Below are 26,322 nucleotides of genomic sequence, written 5' to 3'. Positions count from 1 at the left end.
TGCCGCGCATACGCCGCCGCCTTCGAATTCACCGTTGCCGAGGGTTCAATGTTCGACCGGATTCGTCCGTATTCGCGTCCCTGGACGCCCGTCGCCGCGCTCGCGCTCGTCGCGCTCGCCGCGTTCAGCGCCGGCTGCACGTCCCCGTCCGCGCCGTCGGGCGCCGTCGTCCCGGTCGCCGCCGCGTCGGGCACCGCGGTGCCGCTGCCCGGCGTCCACGCGCCCGAACGCTCGTCCGGCTGGATCGACAAGCCGGGCTGGACCTCGCAGCACTTCATGATCGCGGCCGCGAACCCGCTCGCGACGCAGGCCGGCTACGACATGCTGAAGGCCGGCGGCACCGCGATCGACGCGGCGATCGCGACGCAGATGGTGCTCGCGCTCGTCGAGCCGCAATCGTCGGGGCTCGGCGGCGGTGCGTTCATGCTGTACGCCGACGGCAAGACGACGCAGGCATACGACGGCCGCGAAACCGCGCCGGCTGCCGCGACCGACCGCCTGTTCTACGGCCCGACCGGCCAGCCGATGGGCTTCTACGAAGGTGTCGTCGGCGGCCGTTCGGTCGGCACGCCGGGCGTGCTGCGCATGCTCGACGCCGCGCACCGCGCGCACGGCAAGCTGCCGTGGCGCCGGCTGTTCCAGCCCGCGATCCGGCTCGCCGAGCACGGCTTCACGATCAGCCCGCGCCTGGCGATGCTGATCGCGAACGACAAGTACCTGATGAACGACCCGGCCGCGCGCGCGTACTTCTACAACAAGGACGGCACGCCGAAGGCGGCCGGCACGGTGCTGAAGAACCCCGCGCTCGCGACCGTGCTGCGCCAGGTCGCCGACCGCGGCGCGAATGCGTTCTACACCGGCGCGATCGCGCGCGACATCGTCGCGAAGGTGCGCAAGCACCCGACCAACCCGGGCCTGCTGTCGCTGCAGGATCTCGCGCGCTACAAGGCGAAGGTGCGTGCGCCGCTGTGCACCGACTACCGGCGCTCGGTGGTGTGCGGGATGCCGCCGCCGTCGTCGGGCGGCCTCGCGGTCGCGCAGATGCTCGGCATCCTCGAGGCGATGCCCGACTGGCAGCAGATCGGCGCGCAGAAGCCAGTGCGGACCGAGCTCGGCTACGAGCCGACGCCGTTCGCCGCGCACCTGTTCAGCGAAGCCGGGCGCCTCGCATATGCGGACCGCGCGCGCTACGTCGCCGATCCCGATTTCGCGCCGCTGCCGGGCGGCAGCTGGGCGAGCCTCGCCGACAGGACCTATCTCGCGCAGCGCGCGCGCCTGATCGGCGACACGAGCATGGGCGTCGCGCAGGCCGGCACGCCGCAGGGCGCGACGCTCGCGCTGGCCGACGACCGCAGCCCCGAATTGCCGTCGACGTCCGACATCGCGATCGTCGACCGCTACGGCCAGGCGCTGTCGATGACGACCAGCGTCGAGGACGCGTTCGGTTCGCGGCTGATGGTGCGCGGTTTCATGCTGAACAACCAGCTCACCGATTTCTCGTTCGTGGCGAGCGAGAACGGCCGGCCCGTCGCGAACCGCGTGCAGCCGGGCAAGCGGCCGCGCTCGTCGATGGCGCCGGAACTCGTGTTCGACAAGAAGACGAAACAGGTGACGATGATCGTCGGCTCGGCCGGCGGCCCCGCGATCATCAACCACGTCGCGAAGACGCTGATCGGCGTGATGGACTGGGGGATGACGATGCAGCAGGCGATCGCGCTACCGAACATCGGGTCGATGAACGGGCCGACGCAGCTCGAGCGCGGCCGCGTGTCGGACGCGCTCGTCGACGGGCTGAAGGGACGCGGGCACGACGTGCAGGTCGTCGAGATGAATTCCGGACTGCAGGGGATCCAGCGGCTGAACGTGCAGGGGCAGACGGTGTGGTTCGGCGGGGCCGACCCGCGGCGGGAAGGGATTGCGATGGGGGATTGAAGGCGGCCGGCAGAGGCGGCTTGAATGCGCCGCCTGCTGCGTGTCATCCGCGCCCTTTCCACGGCACGATCCGCCGCTCGACCCAGCGCATCGCGAGATCGAACAGCCACGCGATCGCGCCGATGATCAGGATGCCCATCACGACGATATCGGTGCGCAGGAAGCTCGACGCATTGAGCACCATCTGCCCGAGCCCGGCCGTCGCGGCGACCATCTCGGCCGCGACGAGCGTCGTCCAGCCGAAGCCGATCGCAATCCGCAGGCCGGTGAGAATTTCCGGCAGCGCGGCCGGCAGCACGACGTGGCGCACGATCTGCGCGAAGCTGCCGCCGAGCGAATAGGCGGCGTTGATCTGCTCGACCGTTGCCGCGCGCACGCCCGCACGGGCGGCCATTGCGATCGGCGCGAAGCACGCGAGGAAGATCACAACCAGCTTCGCCGTCTCGTCGATGCCGAACCAGATCACGACGAGCGGCAGGTACGCCAGCGGCGGCAGCGGCCGGTAGAACTCCAGCAGCGGATCCAGCACGCCGCGCGCGACACGGCTCACGCCCATCAGGACGCCGGCCGGCACGCCGATCGCAGTGGCGAGCAGGAATGCGCCGAACACGCGCGCGGCACTCCACAGCAAATGCTCGGACAGCGGCAGGCCGCCCTGGATGCGGCCGTGCCACGCATCGACGAATGCCGCCCACACCGCTTCCGGCGCGGGCAGGAACAGCGGCGGCAACCACTGCCAATGCGTTGCGCTCCACCACAGCACGGCCAGCGCCGCGACCGTCGCCGCGCTGAGCCCCGCGGTTTTGCCCTGGCCCGGCAAGCGGTAGCGGCGCGACGGCCGCGCCGCCTTGCGCCGCGTCGTGTGCTCGTCCTGCTCGCCCCTCCCGGCCACTCGGTCGGCCGCCCAGGAATCCTGCGTGCTCATGTCGTCCTGCCTGTGCAAAGTACTGATCCGGCCGCGCCCGACGGACGCGCCCTGCCGCGCGAATTCGTGCATCACGTGACCTCCGCGACCGCCTCGTCGCGATGCAGATACGCGATCAGCCGCTCGCGCCATGCGATGAATTCCGGCGACGACTTCACCGCGCGCGCATCGCGCGATTCGACGTAGCGCCGCGCGAACGGCAGCTCGAAGGTTTCCGCGATGCGGCCGGGGCCGGGCGTCATCACGACGAGGCGCGTCGCGAGGAACAGCGCCTCCTCGACGTCGTGCGTGATGAAGAACACCGTCTTGCCCGTGCGCGCCCATACGTCGAGGACGAGCGCCTGCATCGTGCCGCGCGTCATCGCGTCGAGCGCGCCCATCGGCTCGTCCATCAGCAGCACGCGCGGATCGCTCGCGAGCGCACGCGCGATGCCGACGCGCTGCTGCATCCCGCCCGACAGTTCGTACACGCGCGCATGCGCATGGCGCTCGAGGCCGACGAGCGCGAGCATCTCCGTCGCGCGCGCTTCGCGCTCCGCCTTCGACACGCGTGCGAAGCGCAGCCCGAGCGCGACGTTCTCGAGCACGTCGAGCCAAGGCAGCAACGCATATTTCTGGAACACGACGCCGCGATCGGCGCCGGGGCCCGCGACCGGCACGCCGTCGACGCGCACGTCGCCCGTCGTCGGCGCGACGAAGCCGGCCATGCAGTTCAGCAGCGTCGTCTTCCCGCACCCGGACGCGCCGAGCGCGACGACGAATTCACCGGAATCGATGCGCAGGTCGACGCGCGCGAGCGCCTGCGTCGTCGGCCGACCGCGTTCGCCCGGATAGGCGACCGATACCTGACGGACTTCCAGCATGCTCATGATCGAGGGCTCCGCGATGAGTGGCCTGAGTCGCCTGACGCGCCGCGTTCAGCGCGCGGCCTTCTGCACGAACTGCGGATCGACGCCGACCGAGTAGTCGGCGAGCACCGTCTGGATCGTGCCCTGCGATTTCAGGAACGCGGCGGTGGCCGCGAGCGACTTCGCGGCGCCGGACTGCGCACCGCCGCCGAGCCAGGTCGGCGACGCCTGCTCGGCCGGCGTCGGGAACGCGTAGAGCGCGAGGCTCGCGGGCACGTCCTGCACGTTCGCGCCCGACACCTTCGCGACCGCCGCGACCTGCGGCGAACCGGCCTTCCACGCGGCCGCATGCGCGCGGTAGTCGGCATCGGCGGACGCGAGCACCTTCACGAAGCGCGCGACGAACTCGGGGTTCTCGCGCGCGAACTTGCGGCTCACGACGAAGCCGTCGAAGGTCGCCTTGCCGCTTTGCTTCGCGACCTGGCCCGACGTCGTCAGCACGGTGCCCGACTGCTTGACCTTCGCGAGCACCGGATCCCAGATGTAGGTCGCGTCGATGTCGCCGCGCGTCCACGCGGCCGCGACCTCGGGCGGACGCAGGTTGACGATCTTCACGTCGTTCGGATTCACGCCGGCGGCCTGCAGCGCGACGAGCGTATGGAAATGCGACGTCGACACGAACGGCACGCCGATCTTCCTGCCCTTCAGCGCGGCGACGCTGGTCACGCCCGAGCCGTTGCGCGCGACGAGCGCCTCGGCGTCGTTAATGTTGTCGAGCACCCAGAACAGCGAGATGTCGAGCCCCTGCGACAGGCCGGCCGCGATCGGGCTCGACCCGGCCTCGCCGAGCTGCACGGAGCCCGACGCGAGCGCGCGGATCACGTCGGCGCCGCTGTCGAGCTTGCGGAACGTGACCTTGTAGCCGGTCGCCTTTTCGACTTCACCGCTCGCCTGCGCGTAGCGCCACGGCACGACCATGTCCTGATACGCGATCACGACTTCGCGCGATTCGGCGTGCGCCGCGCCCAGCGCGGCAAAGGCGGTCAGCGCGACGGCGGCGCGGCGGACGAAGCTGAAACGGGACATGCGGCTCTCCTTCGAATGCGGGCATTGCTGCGGGAGAGCCGACTTTACGAGCTTTGCGCGCGGCGGGAGCGAACTTATCCTGCGAAGCTATCGATGCCGTTTCAGCTTTGCTTTCCACGTTCGACCGGATCGCGCGTCCGGTCGGATGGCGATTGTCGTGCGAACGCGCAGGCGGCGGCCGCACCAACGAAAAAGCCCGCATCGCTGCGGGCTTCTTCAACTGCATGAGATGTGAGGCTGATGCGCGAACGCGGCGCTCAGACCACCCCGGCCCCGTGCGCCTGCAGATCGGCGTGATAGCTCGAACGCACCATCGCGCCGACGGCCGCGTGCGTGAAGCCCATCTTGTACGCCTCTTCCTCGTACATCTTGAACGTGTCCGGATGCACGTACGCACGCACCGGCAGGTGGTGCTCGGACGGCTGCAGGTACTGGCCAATCGTCAGCATGTCGACGTCGTGCGCGCGCAGGTCGCGCATCACCTGCAGGATTTCCTCTTCGGTCTCGCCGAGGCCGACCATCAGGCCCGACTTCGTCGCGACGTCCGGATGCTGCGCCTTGAAGTCCTTCAGCAGCTTCAGCGAGTGCGCGTAGTCCGAACCCGGGCGCGCTTCCTTGTACAGGCGCGGCACCGTTTCGAGGTTGTGGTTCATCACGTCGGGCGGTGCCGCGTTCAGGATCGAGATCGCGCGGTCGAGACGGCCGCGGAAGTCCGGCGTCAGGATCTCGATGCGCGTTTCCGGCGACTGCTCGCGCACTTCGCGGATGCACTCGACGAAGTGAGCGGCGCCGCCGTCGCGCAGGTCGTCGCGGTCGACGCTCGTGATCACCACGTACTTGAGCTTCAGCGCGGCGATCGTGCGGGCCAGGTTCTTCGGTTCGTCCGCGTCGAGCGGATCGGGACGGCCGTGGCCGACGTCGCAGAACGGGCAGCGGCGCGTGCACTTGTCGCCCATGATCATGAACGTCGCGGTGCCCTTGCCGAAGCATTCGCCGATGTTCGGGCAGCTCGCTTCCTCGCACACGGTATGCAGGTTGTGCTCGCGCAGGATCGTCTTGATCTCGTTGAAGCGCGAACTGCCGGTGGCCGCCTTCACGCGGATCCATTCCGGCTTCTTCAGCTTCTCGATCGGAATGACCTTGATCGGGATGCGCGCCGTCTTCGCCTGCGCCTTCTGCTTGGCGGTCGGATCGTAGGCAGGGGTCGCGGCCGAATCGGCCGGTGCGGGGGAAGCGGTAACGTCAGTCATTCGAATGTTCCAGTGCCTGCGGCTTGTCGGCGGCCGCGGATTCGCCGTCGAGGTTGGCGATCAGACGCCCCACCAGCGTGTGGGCGACGTCGTTCCAGTCGGCGGCAACCTCGAGGCTCGCCATGTCGACGGTTTCCAGTCCGGCATAGCCGCACGGGTTGATCGCGAGAAACGGGCGCAGATCCATCTTCACGTTCAGGCTCAGCCCGTGATAGCTGCAGCCGTTGCGGATCTTCAGGCCGAGGGCCGCGATCTTCGCGCCTTCGTGCACGCCGGATGCCACGTAGATTCCCGGCGCGCCCGCCTTGCGGACCGAAGCGAGATTATACGCCGCGAGGGTTTCGATCACGGCTTCCTCGATCTTCGTCACGAGCGTGCGCACCATCAGCTTGCGCCGGCGCAGGTCCAGCAGCAGGTAGACGACGATCTGGCCGGGGCCGTGGTAGGTGATTTGTCCGCCGCGGTCGACCTTCACGAGCGGCACGCCGCTGTCGGCCACCAGCAGGTGGGCCGGGTCGCCGGCCTGGCCGAGCGTGTAGACGGGCGGATGCTCGACGACCCAGATTTCGTCGCCGGTGTCGGTCGTGCGCGTGTCGGTGAACGCGCGCATCGCGTCGAAGCTCGTCTCGTAGGCCTCGCTGCCCCGCCAGCGCACGGTGACCGACGCGACGGGCTGAACCGGAGACCCGGCGGGCGATTCGGAAACAGCGACAGGCGTGGACACGATGGCAACCGGCGAGACGGACATGGGCGGTAGTTTACCGAAAACCCATGCGTCTCGCCGGCTCCGGAAGGGGACGGATCGCGAGTATCCGTCGGAGGAAAGGCCCGTCAGACGGTGCGCCAGCCGTCGTGGAGCAGCGCATTCACGCGATCGCGCAGCCGTGCGAGCGCGCCGCGCGCGATCTCCCCGGCCGGCCGCGACACCGAGAACGCGACATGCGCGCCCTGCCGGCCTTCCGCGCTGAGCCAAAGCCGCTCGCCGCGGCGCAGCCGGAGCGTCTCGCCGTCGACCAGGAAGTAGTCTTCGACGTCGTTGCTGCGCGTCGCCCACACCGGCCCGCACTGCACCGTCAGACGGGTGCTGCGCTGCACCTTCATCGGCACGGTTTCGCCCGCGGGAATTTCGAACGTGATGCTTGAAGAAATTTCTTGCATGATCGTCTCCGCCAATAAATGCTTCGATGGCTACAATCGTAGTCACTTCAAGGCGTCCGACAAAACGACCAATTTTCACGTCGATGTGAGGAAAATTAGCAAATGGACCTCCGCCAGCTGCCTGCGCTGAACGCGATTCGCGCGTTCGAAGCCGCCGCCCGCCACGAGAATTTCTCCCGCGCCGCCGACGAGCTGTACGTCACGCACGGCGCGGTCAGCCACCAGGTTCGCGCGCTCGAGGAGGAGCTCGGCGTGCAGCTGTTCACGCGCAACGGCAAGCGGCTGTGCCTGACCGACGCCGGCATGCGCTATGCGCAGCAGGTCCGCACCGCGCTGATGGTGATCGCCGACGCGACGCGCGAGGTGCGCGCAAGCGACCGCGGGCGACGGCTGGTGGTGTCGATGCTGTCGTCGTTCGCGGCGCGCTTCATCACGCCGCGCATCGGCACGTTCATCGAGCGGCATCCGGAAATCGACGTCGAGCTGCAGTCGACCAACTCGCTCACCGATTTCGCGCGCGACGATGTCGACCTCGCGATCCGCTTCGGCTCCGGCACCTATCCGGGGCTGCACGTCGAGCCGCTGTTCGAGGAGGTGTTCTTTCCGGCGTGCGCGCCGACGCTGAACGGCGGCAAGCTGCCGCGGACGCCCGCCGATCTCGTGCACTACAACCTGCTGCGCTCGGACGACGAGCTGTGGCGGCCGTGGTTCGACGCGGCCGGGCTCGATACGCTGACCGAGCCGAAACGGGGGATTCTGTACCAGGATTCGTCGAACCTGCTGCTGGCCGCGATCGACGGCCAGGGCATTGCGCTGGTGCGCCGCTCGCTCGCGGTGCACGACCTGCTGGACGGGCGCCTCGTGCGCCTGTTCGACATCGACGGGCAGAGCCCGTGGCACTATTTTTTCGTGTGTCCGCCGCCGCTCCTGAACACGCCGCGCGTGCAGGCGTTCAGGACCTGGCTGCTTCAGGAAGTCGCCGAATACAAGCTGCTGTGCGACGAGCTGGACGCGCGGCGCGCGGCGGGGAAGACCCCCGCCGAGTGCGCGCAGGAAGGAGGATGGAAAGCGGCGCTTAGAGCACGACCTTGACCATCGGATGGCCAGTCAGTGCACGATAGATGGTGTCGAGCTGTTCCTGGCTCGTCGCGCGCACGGTGATCGTGAGGCCGGTGTAGTTGCCGCCGCTCGAGGCACGCTCCTCGATCTTCTCGACGTCGATCTCGTTGTCGTGGACGGCCACGACCTTGAAGATCGTGTCCTTGAATTCCGGGTGCGCCTTGCCCATGATCTTGATCGGGAAATCGCACGGAAACTCCAGCAGCGACTCCTTCCGGGTATCGATCGCGCCGGTGACCTCGATGGTTTTGGTCGGTTCGCTCATCATTTTCTCCGGGTTAGGTCAAACTGTTCAAACTCGCGCGCCTTCGCACGCTGGTACGCGTCGTACAACGCCGCGAACACGGGGCCCGGCTTGCCGCCCTGCACGGGCAGATCGTCGAGCGACGTGACGGGCAAAATCTCTTTCGTGGCCGACGTGATCATGATCTCGTCCGCCGAGCGCAGCTCGACCTCGCTGATTTCGCGCGCGACGAACCGAATGCCGCATTCCTCGGCCAGCTGCTCGACCAGCGCGTAGCGGATCCCTTCGAGGATCCTGTTGCTGCGCGGCGGCGCCATCAGCTCGCCGTTCTTCACGATCCATACGTTCGACGACGAACCTTCGGTCACGTTGTCGTCGCGCAGCTGAATCGTCTCGAACGCATCGCGTTCGGCCGCATGCTGCGCCATCAGCACGTTGCCGAGCAGCGAAATCGACTTGATGTCGCAATGCAGCCAGCGACGATCCTCGGCCGTCACGCAGCGCACGCCCCGCGCGCACTCCTCGTCCGACGGCAGGCGCAGCGGGCTCGTCATCGCGAACACCGTCGGCACCGCGTTCGCCGGGAACGCATGGCCGCGCTTCGCGACGCCGCGCGTCACCTGCAGGTAGACGAGCGCATTGCTGTCGCCGAGGCCTTCCGCGTTCGCGGCGACCACGCGCTCGATCAGCGCGCGCCAGCCGGCCGCGTCATGCGGATCGTCGATGCCGATCTTCTTCAGGCTGCGCGCGAGCCGCTCCAGATGCTGTTCGATCCGGAACGGCACGTGCGCGCCGTCGTGCGCATAAACGGGGACGACTTCATACACGCCATCGCCGAAGATGAACCCGCGGTCGAGCACCGGGACCCGGGCTTGCGACAGCGGCACCAGCTCCTCCTGCGACGACACGCTGAGGTAGACGATCGGTTCGAATTCGGCTTGGCTCATGGCTATACCAGATGGGGATGAAGTCGTGAAAACAAAGGCCCGTCGTGCTTACTTCTTCTTGCTGAACATCAGCAGGATCGAGTCCCAGATACGACCGAAGATACCCGCTTCCGGCACCGCCTGCAGCGCGACGACCGGGAACTCCGACAGCGTCTTGCCGTCGGCGACGATCTTCACGGTACCGACCTGCTGGCCTTCCGCGAGCGGCGCGATCAGCGGCGCGTTGACCTCGACTTCCGGCTTGACCTTGTCGCCCAGGCCGCGCGGCACGGTCACCCACTGGTCGCCCTTCACGCCGACCTGCACGGTGTTTTCCTTGCCCTTGTAGATGCGCGGCGTCGACATCGCCTGACCACCCTTGAACAGGCGCACCGCGTCGAACGCGCTATAGCCGTAGTTCAGCATCTTCATGCTGTCCTGCGTGCGCTCGCTTTCCTTCTGCTCGCCCATCATCACCGACACGAGACGGCGCTGGCTGTCGACACCCGGGATCGCGCGCTTGGCCGACGCGATCAGGCAATAGCCGGCCGCTTGCGTATGGCCCGTCTTCAGGCCGTCGACCGTCGGATCCAGCCACAGCAGGCGGTTGCGGTTGCCCTGGCGGATGTTGTTGTACTTGAATTCCTTCTCCGAGAAGATGCTGTAGTACTGCGGAAAATCGCGGATCAGGTGCGCGGACAGCTTCGCGAGGTCGCCGGCCGTCGTGTAGTGGTTCGGGTCGGGCATGCCGTTCACGTCGGCGAAGTGCGTGCCCTTCATGCCGAGGCGCGCCGCCTCGTCGTTCATCAGCGTGACGAACTGCCCTTCGCTGCCGCCGACCAGTTCGGCCAGCGCGATCGCGGCGTCGTTGCCCGACTGGATGATCATCCCGTACACGAGGTCGTGCACCGACACCGGCTTGTTCGCCTCGATGAACATGCGCGACTCGTCAGTGCCGACACGGCGCACCGCTACGCTCGGCGTGACGATCTGCTCCATCGAGATCTTCTTCTTGTCGAGCGCTTCGAACACCAGGTAGGCCGTCATCAGCTTCGTCAGCGACGCGGGCTCGACGCGTTCGTCCGCGTTGCCCGATGCGAGCACGGTGTTGCTGGTCGCATCGACGAGCACCCACGAGCGCGCGTTCACGCCCGGCGGCGGCACCGCGCCCGGCATGAAGGTCGCGGGCGCGCCGGTGAACTGCTCGGTGGCGGCGGCCGGCGCGGCATGCGCGGCCTTGGCCTTGGCGGCCGGCTTCGCCTCGGCGACGACGATCGTCGACGCGAGTGCGACGGGCAGCATCACGCCCAGCGCGACGTTGCGCGCGGCGGTGCCGAAGGCGATGGAAGAAGCGAGGGACTTGAGGCCTTGGGGAGACAGACGCATGATCGATTCAGGCTGGTGGCAGAAAGTGCGGCGCGAAACGCGCAGGGGTTGAACGGCAAGGCGGCGAGCGTTCCGGCGTTCGTCCGACTGCGTCGGACGGCGCGAAACGCGCCGGTTGGACTCGTGCGGACGCGTTCGGTTCGCGGCCGTCGCGAGCGGGCGGACAGGCGGCGAAACGAGCGCCGCATGGGCCCGGCCGGGCCGCGGGCGACGCGAAATGCGGCCATTATACGTGGCCGCGAACGGCGTTTTCGCGAACCAGGGCTCAGGTGGCCACACACAGGCTTCGGGAGGATAGCGCGGCTTCGCTGTGGAGAATCGTGCTCGAAGCCGCGCGAAAGGCGTGCGCAGGCGCCGTGCAAGCCGGGTTGCGCCGTGCGGGAGCGGGTATGTGCGATCGCGTCGGGACACGATGCGGCGCGATGTCGCGCGCGCGGCGACATCGCGGTCGTGCGGCAGCGGCGCCGCACGCCGGGTTCAGCGGATCAGCGCCACGCGTCGACGATGATGCGCTTCAGCACGTGCAGCTTGCGATGCAGGAAATGCTCGGCACCGGGGATCACGACGACCGGCAGTTCCTGCGGCCGCGCCCAGTCGTAGACCGATCCGATCGGCACCGTGTCGTCGGTTTCGCCGTGGATCACGAGCGTGTTCTCCGGCACGTCGGCGACCTGCCAGCGGCTCGCGGCCGTGCCGACGAACACCATCCGCTCGATCGTCTCGCCCGCGTCGCGCAACCGCTTCGCGACGTGCGACAGCACGAAGGTGCCGAACGAGAAACCTGCGAGCACCAGCGGCAGGTCCGCATAGGCGGGCTGCGCGCGCATGTGCGCGAGCACGGCGAGCAGGTCGTCGGCCTCGCCGACGCCGTTGTCGTGCACGCCCTCGGTCGCGCCGACGCCGCGGAAATTCGACCGATACACCACGTAGTCGAGCTGAACCAGCGTGCGCGCGAGCGTTTGCGCGACCTTGTTGTCCATCGTGCCGCCGAACAGCGGATGCGGGTGCGCGACGAGCGCGATGCCGCGCGGCGCGGCGCCGCTTTCGCGCACCGCGTCGGGCAGGTCGACCGCGATTTCGATCTGCCCGACCGGGCCGGGGATCAGCGACTTCTGCGTATGAACGTTCATTCGGCCGGCCCGCTCAGATCTTCAGGCGGTCGACGACCTTGCCGTCGCGCAGGTGCGATTCGACGATCTCGTCGATGTCGGCCTGGTCGACATACGTGTACCACGTGCCTTCCGGATACACGACCATCACGGGCCCTTCCTCGCAGCGGTCGAGGCAACCGGCCTTGTTGATGCGCACCTTGCCCGGCCCCGCGAGGCCGAGTTCCTTCACGCGCTTTTTCGCGTACTCCTGCATGGTCTGCGCGTCGCATTGCGCGCAGCTCGGGCGCTCGGCGCCCGGTTCGCGCTGGTTCAGGCAGAAGAAGACGTGGTGCTGGTAGTAGGAATCCATGATGGTGACGTGCGGCCCGGCGCGGCGCCGGGCGGAAAGAAGGGGCGATTGCCGTTGCGCGCGGCAACGGATGTGCGGACGATTATAGCGACCGGCGCGCGCGGCTGCCCGCGACCGACGAGGCGCGGCCGCGCCGCCCGTTACCTCTCCCGCCGCGTCAGCGCCGCCGCGCGACCGGCAGCCACGCGTGCTCGACCCGCTGGCCGAGCCAGATCAGCGCCGCGTAGGGCCAGATCCACGCGAGCCAGCGCGCGATGCTGTTGAAGTGCACGTAGCGGCCCTGCCGCCAGCCCGACAATGTGAAGTCGAAGAACGGGTTGACGGGCAGCAGGTTGACGAGCGCCACACCGGCCAGCAGCGCGAGCGCCGCGAGCAGCGCGCGCCACGCGGCCGGCACGCGCAATGCGAGCAGCGCCGCCGCGAAGCCGAGCTCGATGCCGAGCCGCGCGCCGGGCGTCGCCCACACGACGACGAGGCCGGTGCTCGACTGCATGAAGGTCGCGGCCGCCTTCAGCGCAAGCGTCGCGGCGACGAACGCGATCAGGAGCCGCACGCGCGGCGCGCGGGCGCGCATCGCGAGCGACGCGATCGCCAGCGCGGCGAACAGCATCAACCCGCCGAGCGCGGCTTCCCACGCGGAATCGGACAGCCAGCCGTCGACGCGCTCGGGCCATTCGCTCACGCGCCACGCGGCCGGCAGCCATGCGAGCAGCGCGTCCTGCATCGAGCCGTCGGCGCGCTCCCACAGCGCGGCCGGCCAGTCGCCGATGCCGAACAGGAACGGCGACGGAAACAGGATCGCGAACGGCCACAGCGCGGCAAGCAGCAGCGGCGTCGCGCCGTCGGCCTCGAACCACGCGAAGCGCAGCCGGCGCAATGCGCCGCGGTCGAGCAGCGCGCCGGTGGCCGGTGCCGCGAGCGCCGCGCCGAGCAGCGCGCCGAGCGCGTTGGCCGCGAGGTCGAGATTCGACGCGACGCGCGTCGGCAGGTAGGTCTGCAGCGCCTCCATCGATCCCGACAGCAGTACGCCGAGGCCGCCCACGATCAGCGTCGCGGCCACCCCGCGCCAGCGCGGATGCAGCGCGAGCACGCCGAGTGCGCCGAACGGCATGTAGCCGAGCACGTTGGTGACCACGTCGAACGCGGTCACATAACGCTGCATCGGCGCGAACAGGTAGTCGAACGGCCCGATGCCGAGCGATACCCAGCCGTCGAACGGATACAGCGATGCATAGACGATGAGCGCCGCATACGCGGCGAACGCCTGCCGCGCCAGCGACGACGCGCGCGACGTGCCCGGCGCGCTCATCGCGGCTGCGCGCGCTGCGTCACGGGTTGCCCGCGTACGCCTGCACGCCGACCCACGCGGCGATCTGCGACACGAGCTCGTCGCTCGCGGCCGCGAGCGCGCGCGCGCCGCCGGCCGCGTCGGGCGTGCTCGACGGCGCGCGCGCGACGAACGTGCGCTGGCCGAGCACCTTGCCGTCCTGCATCAGCGTCGCGCGCGCGGTGACCGCGCCGTGGCTCTGCGACTGCCCGTCGAACACCTGCTCGAATTCGTTCAGGTCGACCTTCAGCGTCGGCGCGCGCACGCCGTCGGAGCCTTCGAGCACCGCGCCGCGCGACGACAGCGCGCCGCGCAGCCGCTGCGTGAGCAGTTGCGCGGGCGGCGCGGTCCAGCGGCTGTCGCGATAGACGGCCGTGCGCTGCGCATCCGCATACGCGAGGCGGTAGACGAACTTGTCCGTGTCGAGCGCGTCGGGCGCGGCGACGTCGAGCACCTTCAGCGCGGGGCCCGTGCCGGCCGTGACGGCCGATGCGGCCGGCCCGAGGTCGTAGCGGACGTTCGACAGCGCCGCGCCGTTGCCGGCGCAGCCGGCGGCGAACACGAGCGTCAGCGTCGCGAGCGCGGTCGCGGCGGGACGCAGCGCGCGATCAAGGATTCGTGGCATGGCATGTTCCTGCATGATGTTTCCGGTTTCGATGACATCGTGGCCCGGTCTGGCGCCGGGCCGGTCGATCGACGTCGATGGGCTGGCGATCTGCTTCATTTCCCGGCGGCCCCTGCCCCCGGCCAGACGAAGCCCGCCTCGCCGGGGCCGGGCGCGGAGCCGGGCGAACCGAACAACAGACTGCTCGGGTTGCGGCCGAGTTCACCGGCGACGTCCTTCAATTGCCGCGACGCATCGCCGACGCTGCCGGCCAGCACGTTGAAGCGCGGCAGCGTGTCGTACTGGACCCGCGCGTTCAGGTCGTTCAGCGCGACGCCGACCTGCTCGGCAGCCGAGCCGGCCTTGTTCAGGTTCGACACGAGCGGCCCGTTCGGCTGCAGCAGCGTGTTCGCCGACGCCATCGCGCGATCGACCTGGTGCATCGTTTCCGGCAGCGCGGCCACCGCCGGCGCGAGCTGCTTCGACAGCGTCGTCGCACCGTCCGCCGCGTGCTGCAGGCTTTCGGCCGTCGCGCGCAGCTGCTCGCGCATCTCCGGCGACATCAGCGCGTTCGCGCTTTTCGCCGCCAGTTCGAGCTGCCGCAGCAACACGTCGCCGCGCTCCTGGATCTGGTCGAACAGGCTCGGCCGCATCGGGATCTGCGCGATCGCCTTCGGCGACGACGGCAGCGGCGCCAGATCGCGGCCCGTATCTTCGAGCTGCACGAACGCGATGCCCGTCACGCCCTGGAAGCCGAGGCTGCCGTAGGTCGACTGCGTGATCGGCGCGTCGTGGTCGACGAGGATCCGGATCCGGATCTGGCCCGGATGCGAGCGGTCGAAGCCGATCGACTGCACCTTGCCGACGTCGAGGCCGCGAAAACGCACGGCCGCATCGGGGAACAGGCCCGTCACGTTGGTGCGCGCGAGCAGGTCGTACGGCACGCGCACGGTGCGATCGACGTTGAACCAGAACACGGTGCCCGCGATCGCCAGCGTCAGCGCGATCGTGAACAGGCCGGCCCAGAACGCATGTGATTTGTTTTCCATTCGCGGGTTCCTTGCTTCTTGCCTTTCCTACAGTTCGACGCTCGACAGCGCCGGTTCGAGGGCCGCCTTCGGCAGCTTCGCGCGCCGCTCGGGCGGCAGCGCCTGCAGTGCGCGGCGCCCGCGCAGCCCCAGGAAATATTCGTGGATGAACGGATGGTCGACGTTCGCGGCCTCCTCGACCGGCGCCGCCACAAGCACCTTGCGATCGGCCAGCACCGCGACGCGTGTCGACAACGCGACCATCGTGTCGAGATCGTGCGTCACCATCACGACGGTCAGCCCGAGCGTGCGGTGCAGCGTCGCGATCAGCTCGACGAATTCGTCGGACGCCTGCGGGTCGAGCCCGGCGGTCGGCTCGTCGAGGAACAGCAGCTCGGGCTCGAGCGCGATCGCACGCGCGATACCGACCCGCTTCACCATCCCGCCCGACAGCGCGGCCGGCATCTTCGACGCGTGCTTGCACGGCAGCCCGACCATCTCGAGCTTCAGCATCACGATGTCGTGCAGCAGGTCCGGCGGTACGCGGCCAAGCTCGCGCAGCGGCTGCGCGACGTTGTCGAACACCGTCATCGACGAGAACAGGGCGCCCTGCTGGAACAGCATCCCCGAACGCGTGCGCATCATCCGCGCGCTCGCGTCGTCGATCTTCGACGTGTCTTCGCCGAACACCTTGATCGTGCCCGACGTCGGCCGCTCGAGGCCGAGGATCTGCCGCACGAGCGTCGTCTTGCCCGAGCCCGAGCCACCGACGATCGCGACGATCTCGCCGCGCCGCACGTCGAAATCGAGCTTCTGGTGAATGATGTTGCGCCCGTAGCGCTTCGTCAGGTTGCGCACCTCGATCACGAGGTCGTCGCCGTGCGCGGCCGCCGGCGGCGTGCCGACCGTGCCCGCGCCGACTGCCGCGGCATGTGCGCTGGCGGCATCGGCCGGCACGGCACCGGCCGCCGGTTGTTTCGACGCGTTCATCCGAGCCCCACGTTCTGGAACAGGATCGCGAACACCGCATCGGCGAGGATCACGACCGTGATCGACGACACGACCGACGTCGTCGTGCCTTCGCCGAGGCTTTGCGAGTTCGCCTTGATCCTGAAGCCGAAATGACATGCGACCAGCGCGATCAGCATGCCGAACACGACGCCCTTGCCGAGGCCGATGTACAGGTTCGCGATCGGCACGACGCCCGGCAGCGAGCGCACGAAATAGTTGACGTCGATCCCGAGCACGAACTTCGCGGCGAGCGCGCCGCCCGTCAGCGCGACGATGTTGGTCCACATCACCAGCAGCGGCATCGCGACGCCGAGCGCGAGCACGCGCGGCAGGATCAGCCGCAGCCCGTGCGGAATGCCCATCACGCGCATCGCGTCGAGCTCCTCGGTCACGCGCATCACGCCGATCTGCGCGGTGATCGCCGAGCCCGAGCGGCCCGCGACGAGGATCGCCGACAGCACGGGCCCGAGTTCGCGAATCACCGACAGCCCGAGGATGTTCACGATGTAGCGATTCGCGCCGAACATCTGCAGCTGCTGCGCGGACAGATAGCTGAGCACGATGCCGATCAGGAATGCGACGAGCGCGGTGATCGGCAGCGCCTGCGCGCCGGCGCTGTAGATGTTCGCCGAGGTTTCCTTCCACGGCATCGTCTGCGGGCGGCGCAGCACCGACAGCGCGTCGAGGATCACGAGGCCGAACATCGCGATGCCGCCCTGCAGGTGTTCGCCGAACGTGAAGATCGCCTGGCCGAGGCGCGTGACGGGATCGAACCGCACGACGCGCTCGGGCGCCTCGCGCTGGCTGTCGAGACGCTCGATCCGCTCGAAGATCGTGCGCTGCGTGGCGGTCAGCTCGACGCCGGCCGGCAGCTTGCGGCCCCAGACGCGCCACAGCGCCTGGCCGCCGACGTGATCGAGCCGCTCGATGCCGGACAGATCCCATTCGTTCACGCGCCCGGACGCGATGCCCGCGACGCGGCGCGCGACCTCGCCGCGATTGCGCGCGAGCGCGAGCGCGGTCCACTGGCCGGTCAGGCGCACCGTCTGGCCCTGGCCGCCGGCGTCGACCGACAGGTCGGGAGGTGTGTCGAAGTCCAAGGGCGGGTTGTTTGCAAAAGGATGACAGCGGCCATTGTATCGAACCGTCCGGCGCCGCGACGTGAGGATTGCCGCCGGGGCGCGCAGCCCGGCGCGCCCGGCGCCGACGCCGGGCCAGAGGCGCCTCGTCGAGGGCGCCCCGCCCGCCACGGCGTGGCGTTCGCCGCCGCAACGGCGTGCCGGGCACGCGACCTTTCATTCTTCCGTCACGTTTCCTTTCGATACTCTCACGCGCCGCACGTCAGGCCGTCGGCGCCCGCGCCGCCATTTCGCTGCGCTCCTCGCGATTCATAGAACAGAACACCAAACAGGACAATCGATGCGTCTCCCCCCGCTTTCCCGCCGCCGCGTGACCGCCGCCGCCGCGCTCGCCAGCCTCGCCTTCGCCCTCGCCGGTTGCGGCGGCGACGACGTCACCGCTCCGCCGTCGTCGCAGACGCAGGCGCCCGCCGGCACGACGGCCACGCTCGCGCTGCTCGAAACGACCGACCTGCACACCAACGTGCTGTCGTACGACTATTTCAAGCTCGCCGCCGACAAATCGCTCGGCTTCGAGCGCGTGTCGACGCTGATCGCGCAGGCGCGCGCGCAGTATCCGAACACGTTGCTGCTCGACAACGGCGACACGATCCAGGGCACCGCGCTGTCGGATTACCAGGCGCTCGTGAACCCGATCGGCTGCGACCAGACGCTCGCGATCTACAAGGTGATGAACGCGGCGAAGTTCGACGGCGGCGGGATCGGCAACCATGAGTTCAACTACGGGCTGCCGTACCTGTCGCAGGTGACGGGCAATACGTTCGACGTCGACGGGCTGCCGGCCCCCGCGCAGCAGAAGAAGTGCGCGGGCCCGAACTTCCCGCAGGTGCTCGCGAACGTGGTCAGCGCGCGGACCAACGCGCCGCTGTTCACGCCGTACACGATCCTGACTCGCACCGTGACGGCGGTCGCGCCCGACGGCAAGACCGTCAGCGCGCCGGTGAAGATCGGCATCATCGGCTTCACGCCGCCCGCAATCATGAGCTGGGACAAGCGCTGGCTCGACGGCAAGGTCTACACGACCGGCCTGAAGGAAGCGGCCGAGAAGTACATTCCGGAGATGCGCGCGAAGGGCGCCGACCTCGTCGTCGCCATCTCGCACGGCGGCCTCGACAATGCCGCGTATTCGCCGACCATGGAAAACGGCAGCTGGTGGCTGTCGACGGTGCCCGGCATCGACGCGATGCTGATCGGCCACTCGCACCAGGTGTTCCCGGACGCGAACAGCACCGTGGCGCAGTTCAACCTGCCGGGCGTCGACAAGGCGAAGGGCACCGTCAACGGCGTGCCGACCGTGATGGCCAACTACTGGGGCAAGCATCTCGGCGTGATCAAGCTCGGCCTGAAGTTCGACGGCAAGACGTGGAGCGTCGACAAGTCGCTGACGACCGTCGAGGCGCGGCCGATCCAGAACGCGGACAAGAGCTACGTCGACGCCGATCCGTCGGTGTCCGCCGCGATCGCGGCCGAGCACCAGGCGACGATCGACTACGTGAAGACGCCGATCGGCTCGACCGACTACCGGATGAACTCGTACTTCGCGGACGTCGGCGATCCGGGCGCGATCCAGATCGTCAACGAGGCGCAGGCCGATTACGTGAAGACCTACGTGCAGGCGAACCTGCCGCAATACGCGTCGCTGCCGGTGCTGTCGGTCAGCGCGCCGTTCAAGAGCGGCTTCGGCGGCGGCAGCGACTACACCGACGTCGCGCCCGGCGCGCTCGCGATCAACAACGCGGCCGACCTGTACCTGTATCCGAACACCGTGTACGCGGTGAAGGTGAGCGGCAGCGACGTGAAGAACTGGCTCGAGACGGCCGCGAAGCGCTTCAACACGATCGATCCGACCAAGGCGACCGTGCAGCCGCTCGTCAGCAGCTTCCCCGGCTACAACTTCGACATGTTCACGTCCGCGGATCTGGCGTACGAGATCGACGTCACGCAGCCGGTCGGCAGCCGGATCAGGAACCTGACGTACAAGGGCGCGCCGATCGACCCGAACGCGCAGTTCATCGTCGCGACCAACAACTACCGCGCGAGCGGCGGCGGCAACTTCCCGGGCCTCGACGGCAGCAAGACGATCTTCGCGTCGCCCGACGCGAACCGCGACGTGCTGATCGCGTTCATCAAGAAGCGCGGCGCGATCACGCGCGCGGCGGACGGCGCGCAGCGCAGCTGGCGCTTCACGAAGCTGGCGAGCTCGGTCGCGCACGTGCAGTTCACGTCCGCGCCGAACCGGCTCGGCGACGCGGCGGCAGCCGGCCTGACCGGCCTCACGCAGGTCGCGGCCGACGACGGCTCGGGCAAGAACCTCGCCATCTACGAGATCGACCTCACGCAATGACCACGAGACCCGCGATGCAACCGATCCGGACGATGCGGCCTGCAGAGGCCGGCTTCACCGCCGCCGCGCGGCGCCTGCTGCGCGCGAAACTCCCGCCGGCCGCGCTGCTCGCGGCGGCGGCCGTGACCGTTGCGGCCGTCGTCGCGGCGACGGGCTGGCGCGCCGCCGGCCCCGCGCCGAGCGCCGCGCAGCTCGACGAATGGCAGGCGATGGTCGCGCAGGCCGTCGAGCCGCACGCGCTCGCGCAATTGCGCACCCTCGCGCGGCGCGGCTCGGGCGACGCGCAGGCGGCGCTCGGCATCGCGCTCGTCGATGCGCGCGAGCCGGGGCTGCGCGACGAAGGGCGCGGCTGGCTCGAAACCGCCGCGCAAGCAGACACGAAAGCCGACACGCCGGCCGCGCGGCGTGCGCAGCTGGCGCTCGGCAAGGCGCTGCTGCTCGGCAACGGCGACCTCCCGAAAGACTACGCACGCGCGCGCACGCTGCTCGGCGAAGCGGCCGGCCACGGCGATCCGGCCGCCGCGTATTACCTCGGGCTGATCTATCGCAGCGGCTACGGCATCGCAGCCGACCCGGTGCAGGCCGCGCACTGGTTCGAGATCGCGTCGCGCGCGGACATCCCGGCCGCGGATTTCATGCTCGCAAACGCGTACCGCGAAGGCAGCGGCGTGCCGCGCGACGAAGCGCGCGCGCTCGCGCTGTATCGCCGTGCGGCGGAACACGAGCTGCCGGAAGCCGTGCAAACGCTCGCGATGGCCTATCGCAACGGCGAGCTGGGGCTCAAGCCCGACGCGGACGAATTCCATGCGCAGTGGATCGAGACCGCGCATGCGTTGAAGCATCCGGTCGTCGCGCCGTGACGGTGCGTCCGCCGCGCGGGCACGAACGCGGCGGCGGAGCGAGCTAACGCCCCGCGCATCGACCGCCCGCAACGGGAATCAGCCTGCCAGGACGCCGGCCCTGAACGGCAAGACGCTGCTTGCCCGCGAAAACGTCCGAAGAGGGCGTCAAGGCGCTGGTGCAGATCGAGAAGCACCACGCCGCGCGGGCGGCGGCTTTGCGCAGGTCGCGTGCGGGCCGCCGCCCCGGCCCCGCCTGTCGTGCGCGCCGCCCGTCACGCACGGCCCCCTGTCGCTACAATAGGCGCCATGAACGCCCCCACCTCCTCCGACACGCCCGATTCCGGCGACGCGCACATCGCGCGCAACCGACTCGAGGCGCACCTGGACGCCGCGCCGCGCGCGTGGCCGCTCGACATCGTCGCCGCCACCGGCTCGACCAACGCCGACGTCGCGACGCGCCTCAAGGCGCTGCCGCGCACCGCGAACGCGCTGCCCGCGCCGCTCGTGCGCGTCGCGTTCGAGCAGACGGCGGGCCGCGGTCGGCAAGGCCGTCCCTGGTTCGCGCAGCCCGGCAACGCGCTGCTGTGCTCGGTCGGCTGCATCGTGCCGCGCCCCGTCGACGCGCTCGGCGGCCTCAGCATCGCGATCGGCGTCGCGCTCGCGGAAGGGCTCGCCACGCTGCCGCTCGACGCCCGCACGCGCGTCGCGCTCAAATGGCCGAACGACCTGCTGCTGACGACCGCCGCCGACGGCACGTCGCGCATCGTCGGCAAGCTTGCCGGGATCCTGATCGAAACCGTCTGGACCACCGCCGACGCGACCGCCGTCGTGATCGGCTTCGGCATCAACGTGCGCGGCGCGGAAGCCGTCGCCGCGCAGGTCGATGCGCTGCGTGCGCGCGAAGCGACGCTCGCGAGCGGGCTGCCGCCGGCGGCGCTGTCGGCCGCGTGCGCGTCGGCGAACCTCACCGATACGCTCGCCGCGGCGCTGAACGCGCTCACGCCCGCACTCGCGCAGTTCGGCACCGACGGGCTCGCGCCGTTCCTGCCGCGCTGGCACGCGCTGCACGCATACGCGGGGCGCGAAGTCGTGCTGCTCGAACAGGGCGTCGAACGCGTACGCGGCATCGCGACGGGCATCGACGCGACCGGCCAGCTGCTGCTCGACACGCCCGACGGCATCCAGGCGATCGCGGCCGGCGACATATCGCTGCGCGAAGCGCAATGAACGAACCGCATCTGCTGATCGACGCCGGCAACAGCCGGATCAAGTGGGCGCTCGCCGACGCGCAGCGCACGCTCGTCGACACCGGCGCGTTCGGCCATACGCGCGACGGCGGTGCCGATCCCGACTGGTCGGCCCTGCCGCGTCCGCATGGCGCATGGATCTCGAACGTCGCGGGCGCCGACGTGGCCGCGCGGCTCGACGCACTGCTCGACGCCCGTTGGCCGGGCCTGGCGCGCACGACGATCCGCTCGCGACCCGCGCAATGCGGCGTGACGAACGGCTATACGACGCCCGAGCAGCTCGGCAGCGATCGCTGGGCCGGCCTGATCGGCGCACGGGCGGCGTTTCCGGGCGAGCATCTGCTGATCGCGACGTTCGGCACGGCGACGACGCTCGAAGCGCTGCGCGCGGACGGTCGTTTCACCGGCGGGCTGATCGCGCCGGGCTGGGCACTGATGATGCGCGCGCTCGGCACGCACACCGCGCAGTTGCCGACGCTGACCACCGACATCGCGAGCGGGCTGCTCGCGGGCGCGCAAGCCGAGCCGTTCCAGGTCGATACGCCGCGCTCGCTGTCGGCGGGCTGCCTGTACGCGCAGGCGGGGCTGATCGAGCGCGCATGGCGCGATCTCGCCGACGCGTGGCAGGCACCCGTGCGGCTCGTGCTGGCAGGCGGCGCGGCGGACGATGTCGCGCGCGCGCTGACGCTGCCGCATACGCGGCACGACGCGCTGATCCTGTCGGGGCTTGCGTTGATCGCCGCGGACGCGGCGGCGCGGAATTGACGGAAACCGGTCGGCATCGCGCCGGCCGTGTCGACGCAGGCCCGAGTGCGGGCTTCGTCACGGTGGGGATGGAGAACGGGCGCCGGCGCGTGCGCCCGTGCAGACAGCCGGCCGCACGGGCATGCGGCCCGAGCAAACGGTTGAACGACTGGACAACGACGAGGAGTGTCGACGATGCTGCGCTGGCTGATCGCTGTTCTCATTCTCGCGAACCTGCTTGCGTTCGTCGCCGTGCGCGGCGTGTTCGGGCCGCTGCCGGCGGCCGGCCCGCGCGAGCCGGGCGTGCTGTCCCGGCAGGTCCGGCCCGATGCGCTGCATGCGATGCCCCTCGCGCAAGCGAGCGATCAGCCCGTGATCGGCGGTCCGATCGGCGCGCCGGCCGTGACGGCGGAGCCGCTCGCGGCATCCGCGCCCTGACGGCGCGGCACCGGATCAGGACTGCTGCGCGCGCACCTTCTTCAGCAGCGCGGTGGTCGAGCGGTCGTGCTCGAACGGAATCGCGAGCGCACGCCCGCCCCAGCCGCGCACGATGGCCGATTCCGGCAGCGCGTCCATGTCGTAGTCGCCGCCCTTCACCAGAATGTCCGGACGGACGGCCTCGATCAGCGACACCGGCGTCTTTTCCTCGAACTTCACGACCCAGTCGACGCTTTCCAGCGCCGCGAGCAGCGCCATCCGGTCTTCCTCGCGGTTGATCGGACGGTCGTCGCCCTTGCCGAGCATGCGCACCGACGCATCGCTGTTCACGCCGACGATCAGGCACGCGCCGAGCGCCTTCGCATCGGCGAGATACGTGACGTGGCCACGGTGCAGGATGTCGAACACGCCGTTCGTGAACACGACGGGCGAAGGCAGCGAAGCGCGCAGGGCAACGAGGGCGTCGCGGGTGATCAGCTTGCGTTCGAAGGTAGCGGACATGATGAATTTCGGATGGCGTGAGCGGCGCGCGGTGCACGTCGCGACGGAACACGGCGGCGCCAGATAAAAAGCCCGCCGGATGGCCGGGCGGGCTTCATGCGGGAATACACTGCGGCGATCGCGACCGGGCGCTTCACGCCGGCTGCGAGATGCCGCGCGGCCTCAGGCCGGTTGCGCGGCCGACGACGGGCCGCTTTCGGACTGCAGGCGGCCGGTGACTTCCTTGCGGTAGCGATTCAGCTCCTGGGCGGTCGCGAACGTGCGCTCGAACAGGATCGACAGGTTGTGCAGGATCCGTTCGACGACCTTCTTTTCCCACTCGCCGTCGAAGCGGATCTGCTCGTCGAGCCAGCGCTCGAGCCATTCCGGATCGGGCAGGCGCGACTGCACGGTGTCGCGCGGAAACAGCGCCTGGTTCACGTGCAGGTTGGTCGGGTGCAGCGGCTTCTCGGTGCGGCGCGCCGACGCCATCAGCACGCCGATTTTCGCGAACGCCGCGCGCGCGACGTCGCCGCAATTGTTCAGCGCCTTCTTCATGTAGCGCAGGTATGCGCCGCCATGGCGCGCTTCATCGCGCGAAATCGTTTCGTAGATGTGCTTGATGACGGGCTCGGTGTGCCAGTCGGCCGCGCAGCGATACCAGTGGTTCAGGCGGATCTCGCCGCAGAAATGCAGCATCAGCGTCTCGAGCGGCGGCGCCGGATCGAACTCGAATCGCACCGCGTGCAGTTCCTCTTCGGTCGGCACCATTTCCGGCCGGAAGCGGCGCAGGTATTCCATCAGCACGAGCGAATGCTTCTGCTCCTCGAAGAACCACACGCTCATGAACGCGGAAAAGTCGCTGTCGTGCTGGTTGTCGCGCAGGAACATCTCCGTCGCGGGCAGCGCCGACCATTCGGTGATCGCGTTCATCTTGATCGTCTTCGCCTGCTCGTCGGTGAGCAGCGAAGCGTCGAACTTGTCCCACGGAATGTCCTTCTCCATGTCCCAGCGGACAGCTTCGAGCGACCTGTAAAGTTCCGGATAAAGCATGGTGTTCATGATGGTCCCACCCCTGTTCTGCGCAATGCGACTTCTCTAAACGTGACTGTTGCCGCGTGGGCGCGCGAGCGCGCCTTTTGCAGCCAAGACTCTAATTTTACGCGTGTATCCAGCCCCCCGACGCAGTTTCCGCGTCCGGCAACCGGGCGGCCGCGCCGCCGCCTTGCAGCACGCCGCGGCCCCGCTCTGCTCGAACGGAACCGGCCGCGCGTGCCTGATGTGGGGGCCGGCGCAGGCCGGCTCGGTGGCGAGCCCGCCCGGCGCCACGCGGTTCCCGGACGGGTTCCCGTGCGACCGCCGGACCGGCGGGCTGCTCGATATGGTGTATACGGCGGCGGCCATGATAGCACGCGCGCATGACGGTTCCGAGACGTGGAACCGGTCGCGCGCCGCCAACGTCGGTGCGGCGATCGGTCGCGGGCGGCCGTCGCGAAAACGCAACCGATATGTAAGTTTCGTCCGTTTCGGCCCCGCTCCGCGCGTATCAGACCCGTATTTCGCCGGTCGCGCGGCCGCTCTCCGGCGGCAGGCCGGATGCCGGCCCGCTGCCGCCGTCGGCCCCCGCGATCCAGTTCGCCAGCGTGTCGCGCTGCGCGCGCCCGTCGCGATAGCCGAGTTCGATCAGCTCGCGCGTGAAGGCCTCCTCGAACAGCAGGTAGCTCGCGAACGATGCGCCGGCCGGCTGGCTGCCGCCGATCGCGCCGAGCAGCCCGCGCATCGTCGCCGGCATCTGCTTCAGGTGCTTCGCGGCGATCAGCTCGATGCGCTCGGACGGTGCGATCGCGAGCACGTCGACGTGCCGCCAGCCGCTGTCCACTTCGACCTGGTGCGGCAAGTGCTCGATCATCTGATTGATGTGCTCGATCCGCTCGATGTCCGAGCCGATCGAGTCGAGAAACACGCTCGCGAGCACCTGCTGGCCGATCTGCGCGAGCGTCGGGTAACCGCGCACCCGTCCGGAGCCGTTCGCGGCCGGAATCTCCGGCCGCGGGTCGGCCGCGCCGACGACGACGATCCGGTTCGCGCCGAAGTGGATCGCCGGCGACAGCGGCGCGACCTGCCGGATCGAGCCGTCGCCGAAATATTCGATCTGGCCGTCGAGCACGAGCGGCACGGCCGGAAACACGAACGGAATGGCCGACGACGCGAGCAGGTGCGACGCCGACAGATCGACGAGCCGCGCGGTGCGCTGCGCGCGCCGCCATGCCTGGATCGGCTCGGCGGCCTGGTAGAACGTCAGGTGCCGGCCGCTCGAATAGCTGAGCGCCGTTATCGAGAGCGCGTGCAGCAGCCTGCTCTCGAGCATCTGCTCGATCCGGTGAAAGCTCAGCTCGCGCTGCAGCAGATGTGCGAGCGGCGCGTTGTCGAGTAGCCCGCGCGGCGAGCGGCGCGCCGCCCAGCCGAAGGTCATCGTCGCGAGCCAGCGTGCGCCCGCCGCCGCGATGCCGAGCCAGTCGGTGCGATACACGTAGTCCGCGCGCAGCGGTTCCCAGAATTCGAGCAGACGACGCACGCCATGCGAAAAGTCGTCCGCGTGGCTCGCGATCGACGTCGCGTTGATCGCGCCGGCCGACGAGCCGCAGACAACCGTGAACGGCACGGTGTGCCGGTTCGGATCGGCCTCGCGCGCGATCTCGGCCAGCGCCTTCAGCACGCCGACCTGATAGGCGGCACGTGCGCCGCCTCCCATCAGCACGAGCGCGAGCCGCATGATCGACCTG

General features: G+C 69.3%; 26 protein-coding genes. 7 read left to right on the top strand and 19 right to left on the bottom strand.

Going from position 1 to position 26,322, the window contains the following annotated elements:
• Window positions 1-48: 48 nt before the first annotated feature.
• Window positions 49-1,932, top strand: a complete 1,884-nt coding sequence (gene ggt, locus HWX25_RS16915; protein WP_175909272.1) for a gamma-glutamyltransferase — start codon at window positions 49-51, stop codon at window positions 1,930-1,932.
• A 43-nt stretch (window positions 1,933-1,975) separates the two neighbouring features.
• Here the strand turns inward: ggt and HWX25_RS16910 are convergent, their stop codons facing one another.
• The 6 genes from HWX25_RS16910 to HWX25_RS16885 all read right to left on the bottom strand — a co-directional run bounded on the left by HWX25_RS16910 (window position 1,976) and on the right by HWX25_RS16885 (window position 7,199).
• Window positions 1,976-2,929 carry an ABC transporter permease subunit gene (locus HWX25_RS16910; protein WP_175909358.1) on the bottom strand — a complete coding sequence of 318 codons (954 nt, stop codon included), beginning with the start codon at window positions 2,927-2,929 and terminating at the stop codon, window positions 1,976-1,978.
• Complete coding sequence (locus HWX25_RS16905) at window positions 2,929-3,726, bottom strand: ATP-binding cassette domain-containing protein (protein ID WP_175909270.1); 798 nt, start codon at window positions 3,724-3,726, stop codon at window positions 2,929-2,931. The genes HWX25_RS16910 and HWX25_RS16905 overlap by 1 nt, the downstream gene beginning before the upstream one ends.
• 48 nt (window positions 3,727-3,774) lie before the next feature.
• On the bottom strand, window positions 3,775-4,791 hold the full coding sequence (gene tauA, locus HWX25_RS16900; RefSeq protein WP_175909268.1) for a taurine ABC transporter substrate-binding protein: 1,017 nt from the start codon (window positions 4,789-4,791) through the stop codon (window positions 3,775-3,777).
• A 257-nt stretch (window positions 4,792-5,048) separates the two neighbouring features.
• The gene (lipA, locus tag HWX25_RS16895) at window positions 5,049-6,041 is read right to left on the bottom strand and encodes a lipoyl synthase (protein WP_057928546.1); all 993 of its coding nucleotides are present in this window, start codon (window positions 6,039-6,041) and stop codon (window positions 5,049-5,051) included.
• Window positions 6,034-6,789 carry a lipoyl(octanoyl) transferase LipB gene (gene lipB, locus HWX25_RS16890; protein WP_175909266.1) on the bottom strand — a complete coding sequence of 252 codons (756 nt, stop codon included), beginning with the start codon at window positions 6,787-6,789 and terminating at the stop codon, window positions 6,034-6,036. Before lipB ends, lipA begins: the two co-directional genes overlap by 8 nt.
• 83 nt (window positions 6,790-6,872) lie before the next feature.
• On the bottom strand, window positions 6,873-7,199 hold the full coding sequence (locus HWX25_RS16885; RefSeq protein ID WP_059524043.1) for a DUF2917 domain-containing protein: 327 nt from the start codon (window positions 7,197-7,199) through the stop codon (window positions 6,873-6,875).
• 102 nt (window positions 7,200-7,301) lie between these two features.
• Here HWX25_RS16885 and HWX25_RS16880 point away from each other — a divergent pair, with 102 nt between their 5' ends.
• A complete protein-coding gene (locus HWX25_RS16880) occupies window positions 7,302-8,291 on the top strand; it encodes a transcriptional regulator GcvA (protein ID WP_175909264.1) in 990 nt (329 codons plus the stop codon).
• Here the strand turns inward: HWX25_RS16880 and HWX25_RS16875 are convergent.
• From HWX25_RS16875 to HWX25_RS16830, 10 genes are all read right to left on the bottom strand, one after another.
• Window positions 8,275-8,583 (bottom strand): YbeD family protein, encoded by a 309-nt coding sequence (locus HWX25_RS16875; RefSeq protein ID WP_059524041.1) that lies wholly within the window; start codon window positions 8,581-8,583, stop codon window positions 8,275-8,277. The genes HWX25_RS16880 and HWX25_RS16875 overlap by 17 nt on opposite strands.
• A complete protein-coding gene (locus tag HWX25_RS16870; protein ID WP_175909262.1) occupies window positions 8,583-9,509 on the bottom strand; it encodes a D-amino acid aminotransferase in 927 nt (308 codons plus the stop codon). The genes HWX25_RS16875 and HWX25_RS16870 overlap by 1 nt, the downstream gene beginning before the upstream one ends.
• Window positions 9,510-9,557: 48 nt before the next feature.
• Entirely contained in the window at window positions 9,558-10,874 is a 1,317-nt protein-coding gene (locus HWX25_RS16865) for a D-alanyl-D-alanine carboxypeptidase family protein (RefSeq protein WP_059703286.1), read from the bottom strand.
• Window positions 10,875-11,359: 485 nt separating this feature from the next.
• The gene (locus HWX25_RS16860) at window positions 11,360-12,004 is read right to left on the bottom strand and encodes an alpha/beta hydrolase (protein ID WP_175909260.1); all 645 of its coding nucleotides are present in this window, start codon (window positions 12,002-12,004) and stop codon (window positions 11,360-11,362) included.
• Window positions 12,005-12,017: 13 nt separating this feature from the next.
• Complete coding sequence (locus HWX25_RS16855; protein WP_011694422.1) at window positions 12,018-12,335, bottom strand: ferredoxin; 318 nt, start codon at window positions 12,333-12,335, stop codon at window positions 12,018-12,020.
• Window positions 12,336-12,492: 157 nt separating this feature from the next.
• The gene (locus HWX25_RS16850) at window positions 12,493-13,644 is read right to left on the bottom strand and encodes a VanZ family protein (RefSeq protein WP_175909259.1); all 1,152 of its coding nucleotides are present in this window, start codon (window positions 13,642-13,644) and stop codon (window positions 12,493-12,495) included.
• A gap of 19 nt (window positions 13,645-13,663) precedes the next feature.
• On the bottom strand, window positions 13,664-14,287 hold the full coding sequence (locus tag HWX25_RS16845; protein ID WP_059819997.1) for an ABC-type transport auxiliary lipoprotein family protein: 624 nt from the start codon (window positions 14,285-14,287) through the stop codon (window positions 13,664-13,666).
• A gap of 95 nt (window positions 14,288-14,382) precedes the next feature.
• On the bottom strand, window positions 14,383-15,315 hold the full coding sequence (locus HWX25_RS16840; protein WP_175909257.1) for an MlaD family protein: 933 nt from the start codon (window positions 15,313-15,315) through the stop codon (window positions 14,383-14,385).
• 27 nt (window positions 15,316-15,342) lie between these two features.
• Complete coding sequence (locus tag HWX25_RS16835; protein WP_059523998.1) at window positions 15,343-16,284, bottom strand: ABC transporter ATP-binding protein; 942 nt, start codon at window positions 16,282-16,284, stop codon at window positions 15,343-15,345.
• The gene (locus HWX25_RS16830; RefSeq protein ID WP_175909255.1) at window positions 16,281-17,405 is read right to left on the bottom strand and encodes an ABC transporter permease; all 1,125 of its coding nucleotides are present in this window, start codon (window positions 17,403-17,405) and stop codon (window positions 16,281-16,283) included. The genes HWX25_RS16835 and HWX25_RS16830 overlap by 4 nt, the downstream gene beginning before the upstream one ends.
• Before the next feature lie 319 nt (window positions 17,406-17,724).
• On the opposite strand from HWX25_RS16830, the gene HWX25_RS16825 reads away from it, so the two are divergent.
• The 5 genes from HWX25_RS16825 (at window position 17,725) to HWX25_RS16805 (ending at window position 23,059) form a co-directional block, all read left to right on the top strand.
• On the top strand, window positions 17,725-19,788 hold the full coding sequence (locus HWX25_RS16825; RefSeq protein WP_175909253.1) for a bifunctional 2',3'-cyclic-nucleotide 2'-phosphodiesterase/3'-nucleotidase: 2,064 nt from the start codon (window positions 17,725-17,727) through the stop codon (window positions 19,786-19,788).
• A 14-nt stretch (window positions 19,789-19,802) separates the two neighbouring features.
• Window positions 19,803-20,648 (top strand): tetratricopeptide repeat protein, encoded by an 846-nt coding sequence (locus tag HWX25_RS16820; protein ID WP_175909250.1) that lies wholly within the window; start codon window positions 19,803-19,805, stop codon window positions 20,646-20,648.
• Between the two features lie 288 nt (window positions 20,649-20,936).
• Entirely contained in the window at window positions 20,937-21,857 is a 921-nt protein-coding gene (locus HWX25_RS16815; protein WP_059703279.1) for a biotin--[acetyl-CoA-carboxylase] ligase, read from the top strand.
• Window positions 21,854-22,642, top strand: coding sequence for a type III pantothenate kinase (locus HWX25_RS16810; protein WP_059523989.1), 789 nt, complete (start codon window positions 21,854-21,856; stop codon window positions 22,640-22,642). Before HWX25_RS16815 ends, HWX25_RS16810 begins: the two co-directional genes overlap by 4 nt.
• Window positions 22,643-22,816: 174 nt before the next feature.
• On the top strand, window positions 22,817-23,059 hold the full coding sequence (locus HWX25_RS16805) for a hypothetical protein (protein WP_059511893.1): 243 nt from the start codon (window positions 22,817-22,819) through the stop codon (window positions 23,057-23,059).
• Window positions 23,060-23,074: 15 nt separating this feature from the next.
• On the opposite strand, the gene rfaE2 is transcribed toward HWX25_RS16805, so the two are convergent.
• From rfaE2 to HWX25_RS16790, 3 genes are all read right to left on the bottom strand, one after another.
• Window positions 23,075-23,560, bottom strand: a complete 486-nt coding sequence (rfaE2, locus tag HWX25_RS16800) for a D-glycero-beta-D-manno-heptose 1-phosphate adenylyltransferase (protein ID WP_059451616.1) — start codon at window positions 23,558-23,560, stop codon at window positions 23,075-23,077.
• Between the two features lie 162 nt (window positions 23,561-23,722).
• Window positions 23,723-24,601: a ferritin gene (locus HWX25_RS16795; RefSeq protein WP_059451551.1), complete on the bottom strand. Its 879-nt coding sequence runs from the start codon at window positions 24,599-24,601 to the stop codon at window positions 23,723-23,725.
• Between the two features lie 484 nt (window positions 24,602-25,085).
• Entirely contained in the window at window positions 25,086-26,312 is a 1,227-nt protein-coding gene (locus HWX25_RS16790; RefSeq protein ID WP_059819850.1) for a patatin-like phospholipase family protein, read from the bottom strand.
• Window positions 26,313-26,322 lie beyond the last annotated feature (10 nt).

It is taken from the genome of Burkholderia sp. BCC1640, assembly GCF_902833125.1.
GTDB lineage: Bacteria > Pseudomonadota > Gammaproteobacteria > Burkholderiales > Burkholderiaceae > Burkholderia > Burkholderia diffusa.
The sequence above is the reverse complement of the archived record's forward strand: the minus strand, read 5'-3'. Positions and strand labels throughout refer to the sequence as shown.

Excerpts from the sequence above, each read along its gene's own strand:
- HWX25_RS16835 (WP_059523998.1), bottom strand. The coding sequence starts at position 16,284 with ATGAACGCGTCGAAACAACCGGCGGCCGGTGCCGTGCCGGCCGATGCC.
- HWX25_RS16870 (WP_175909262.1), bottom strand. The coding sequence starts at position 9,509 with ATGAGCCAAGCCGAATTCGAACCGATCGTCTACCTCAGCGTGTCGTCG.
- HWX25_RS16845 (WP_059819997.1), bottom strand. The coding sequence starts at position 14,287 with ATGCCACGAATCCTTGATCGCGCGCTGCGTCCCGCCGCGACCGCGCTC.
- HWX25_RS16795 (WP_059451551.1), bottom strand. The coding sequence starts at position 24,601 with ATGAACACCATGCTTTATCCGGAACTTTACAGGTCGCTCGAAGCTGTC.
- ggt (WP_175909272.1), top strand. The coding sequence starts at position 49 with ATGTTCGACCGGATTCGTCCGTATTCGCGTCCCTGGACGCCCGTCGCC.
- HWX25_RS16880 (WP_175909264.1), top strand. The coding sequence starts at position 7,302 with ATGGACCTCCGCCAGCTGCCTGCGCTGAACGCGATTCGCGCGTTCGAA.
- HWX25_RS16810 (WP_059523989.1), top strand. The coding sequence starts at position 21,854 with ATGAACGAACCGCATCTGCTGATCGACGCCGGCAACAGCCGGATCAAG.
- tauA (WP_175909268.1), bottom strand. The coding sequence starts at position 4,791 with ATGTCCCGTTTCAGCTTCGTCCGCCGCGCCGCCGTCGCGCTGACCGCC.
- rfaE2 (WP_059451616.1), bottom strand. The coding sequence starts at position 23,560 with ATGTCCGCTACCTTCGAACGCAAGCTGATCACCCGCGACGCCCTCGTT.
- HWX25_RS16910 (WP_175909358.1), bottom strand. The coding sequence starts at position 2,929 with ATGCACGAATTCGCGCGGCAGGGCGCGTCCGTCGGGCGCGGCCGGATC.
- HWX25_RS16885 (WP_059524043.1), bottom strand. The coding sequence starts at position 7,199 with ATGCAAGAAATTTCTTCAAGCATCACGTTCGAAATTCCCGCGGGCGAA.
- HWX25_RS16875 (WP_059524041.1), bottom strand. The coding sequence starts at position 8,583 with ATGAGCGAACCGACCAAAACCATCGAGGTCACCGGCGCGATCGATACC.
- HWX25_RS16840 (WP_175909257.1), bottom strand. The coding sequence starts at position 15,315 with ATGGAAAACAAATCACATGCGTTCTGGGCCGGCCTGTTCACGATCGCG.
- HWX25_RS16790 (WP_059819850.1), bottom strand. The coding sequence starts at position 26,312 with ATGCGGCTCGCGCTCGTGCTGATGGGAGGCGGCGCACGTGCCGCCTAT.
- HWX25_RS16815 (WP_059703279.1), top strand. The coding sequence starts at position 20,937 with ATGAACGCCCCCACCTCCTCCGACACGCCCGATTCCGGCGACGCGCAC.
- lipB (WP_175909266.1), bottom strand. The coding sequence starts at position 6,789 with ATGTCCGTCTCGCCGGTTGCCATCGTGTCCACGCCTGTCGCTGTTTCC.
- HWX25_RS16855 (WP_011694422.1), bottom strand. The coding sequence starts at position 12,335 with ATGGATTCCTACTACCAGCACCACGTCTTCTTCTGCCTGAACCAGCGC.
- HWX25_RS16860 (WP_175909260.1), bottom strand. The coding sequence starts at position 12,004 with ATGAACGTTCATACGCAGAAGTCGCTGATCCCCGGCCCGGTCGGGCAG.
- HWX25_RS16805 (WP_059511893.1), top strand. The coding sequence starts at position 22,817 with ATGCTGCGCTGGCTGATCGCTGTTCTCATTCTCGCGAACCTGCTTGCG.
- HWX25_RS16905 (WP_175909270.1), bottom strand. The coding sequence starts at position 3,726 with ATGAGCATGCTGGAAGTCCGTCAGGTATCGGTCGCCTATCCGGGCGAA.
- HWX25_RS16850 (WP_175909259.1), bottom strand. The coding sequence starts at position 13,644 with ATGAGCGCGCCGGGCACGTCGCGCGCGTCGTCGCTGGCGCGGCAGGCG.
- HWX25_RS16825 (WP_175909253.1), top strand. The coding sequence starts at position 17,725 with ATGCGTCTCCCCCCGCTTTCCCGCCGCCGCGTGACCGCCGCCGCCGCG.
- lipA (WP_057928546.1), bottom strand. The coding sequence starts at position 6,041 with ATGACTGACGTTACCGCTTCCCCCGCACCGGCCGATTCGGCCGCGACC.
- HWX25_RS16820 (WP_175909250.1), top strand. The coding sequence starts at position 19,803 with ATGCAACCGATCCGGACGATGCGGCCTGCAGAGGCCGGCTTCACCGCC.
- HWX25_RS16865 (WP_059703286.1), bottom strand. The coding sequence starts at position 10,874 with ATGCGTCTGTCTCCCCAAGGCCTCAAGTCCCTCGCTTCTTCCATCGCC.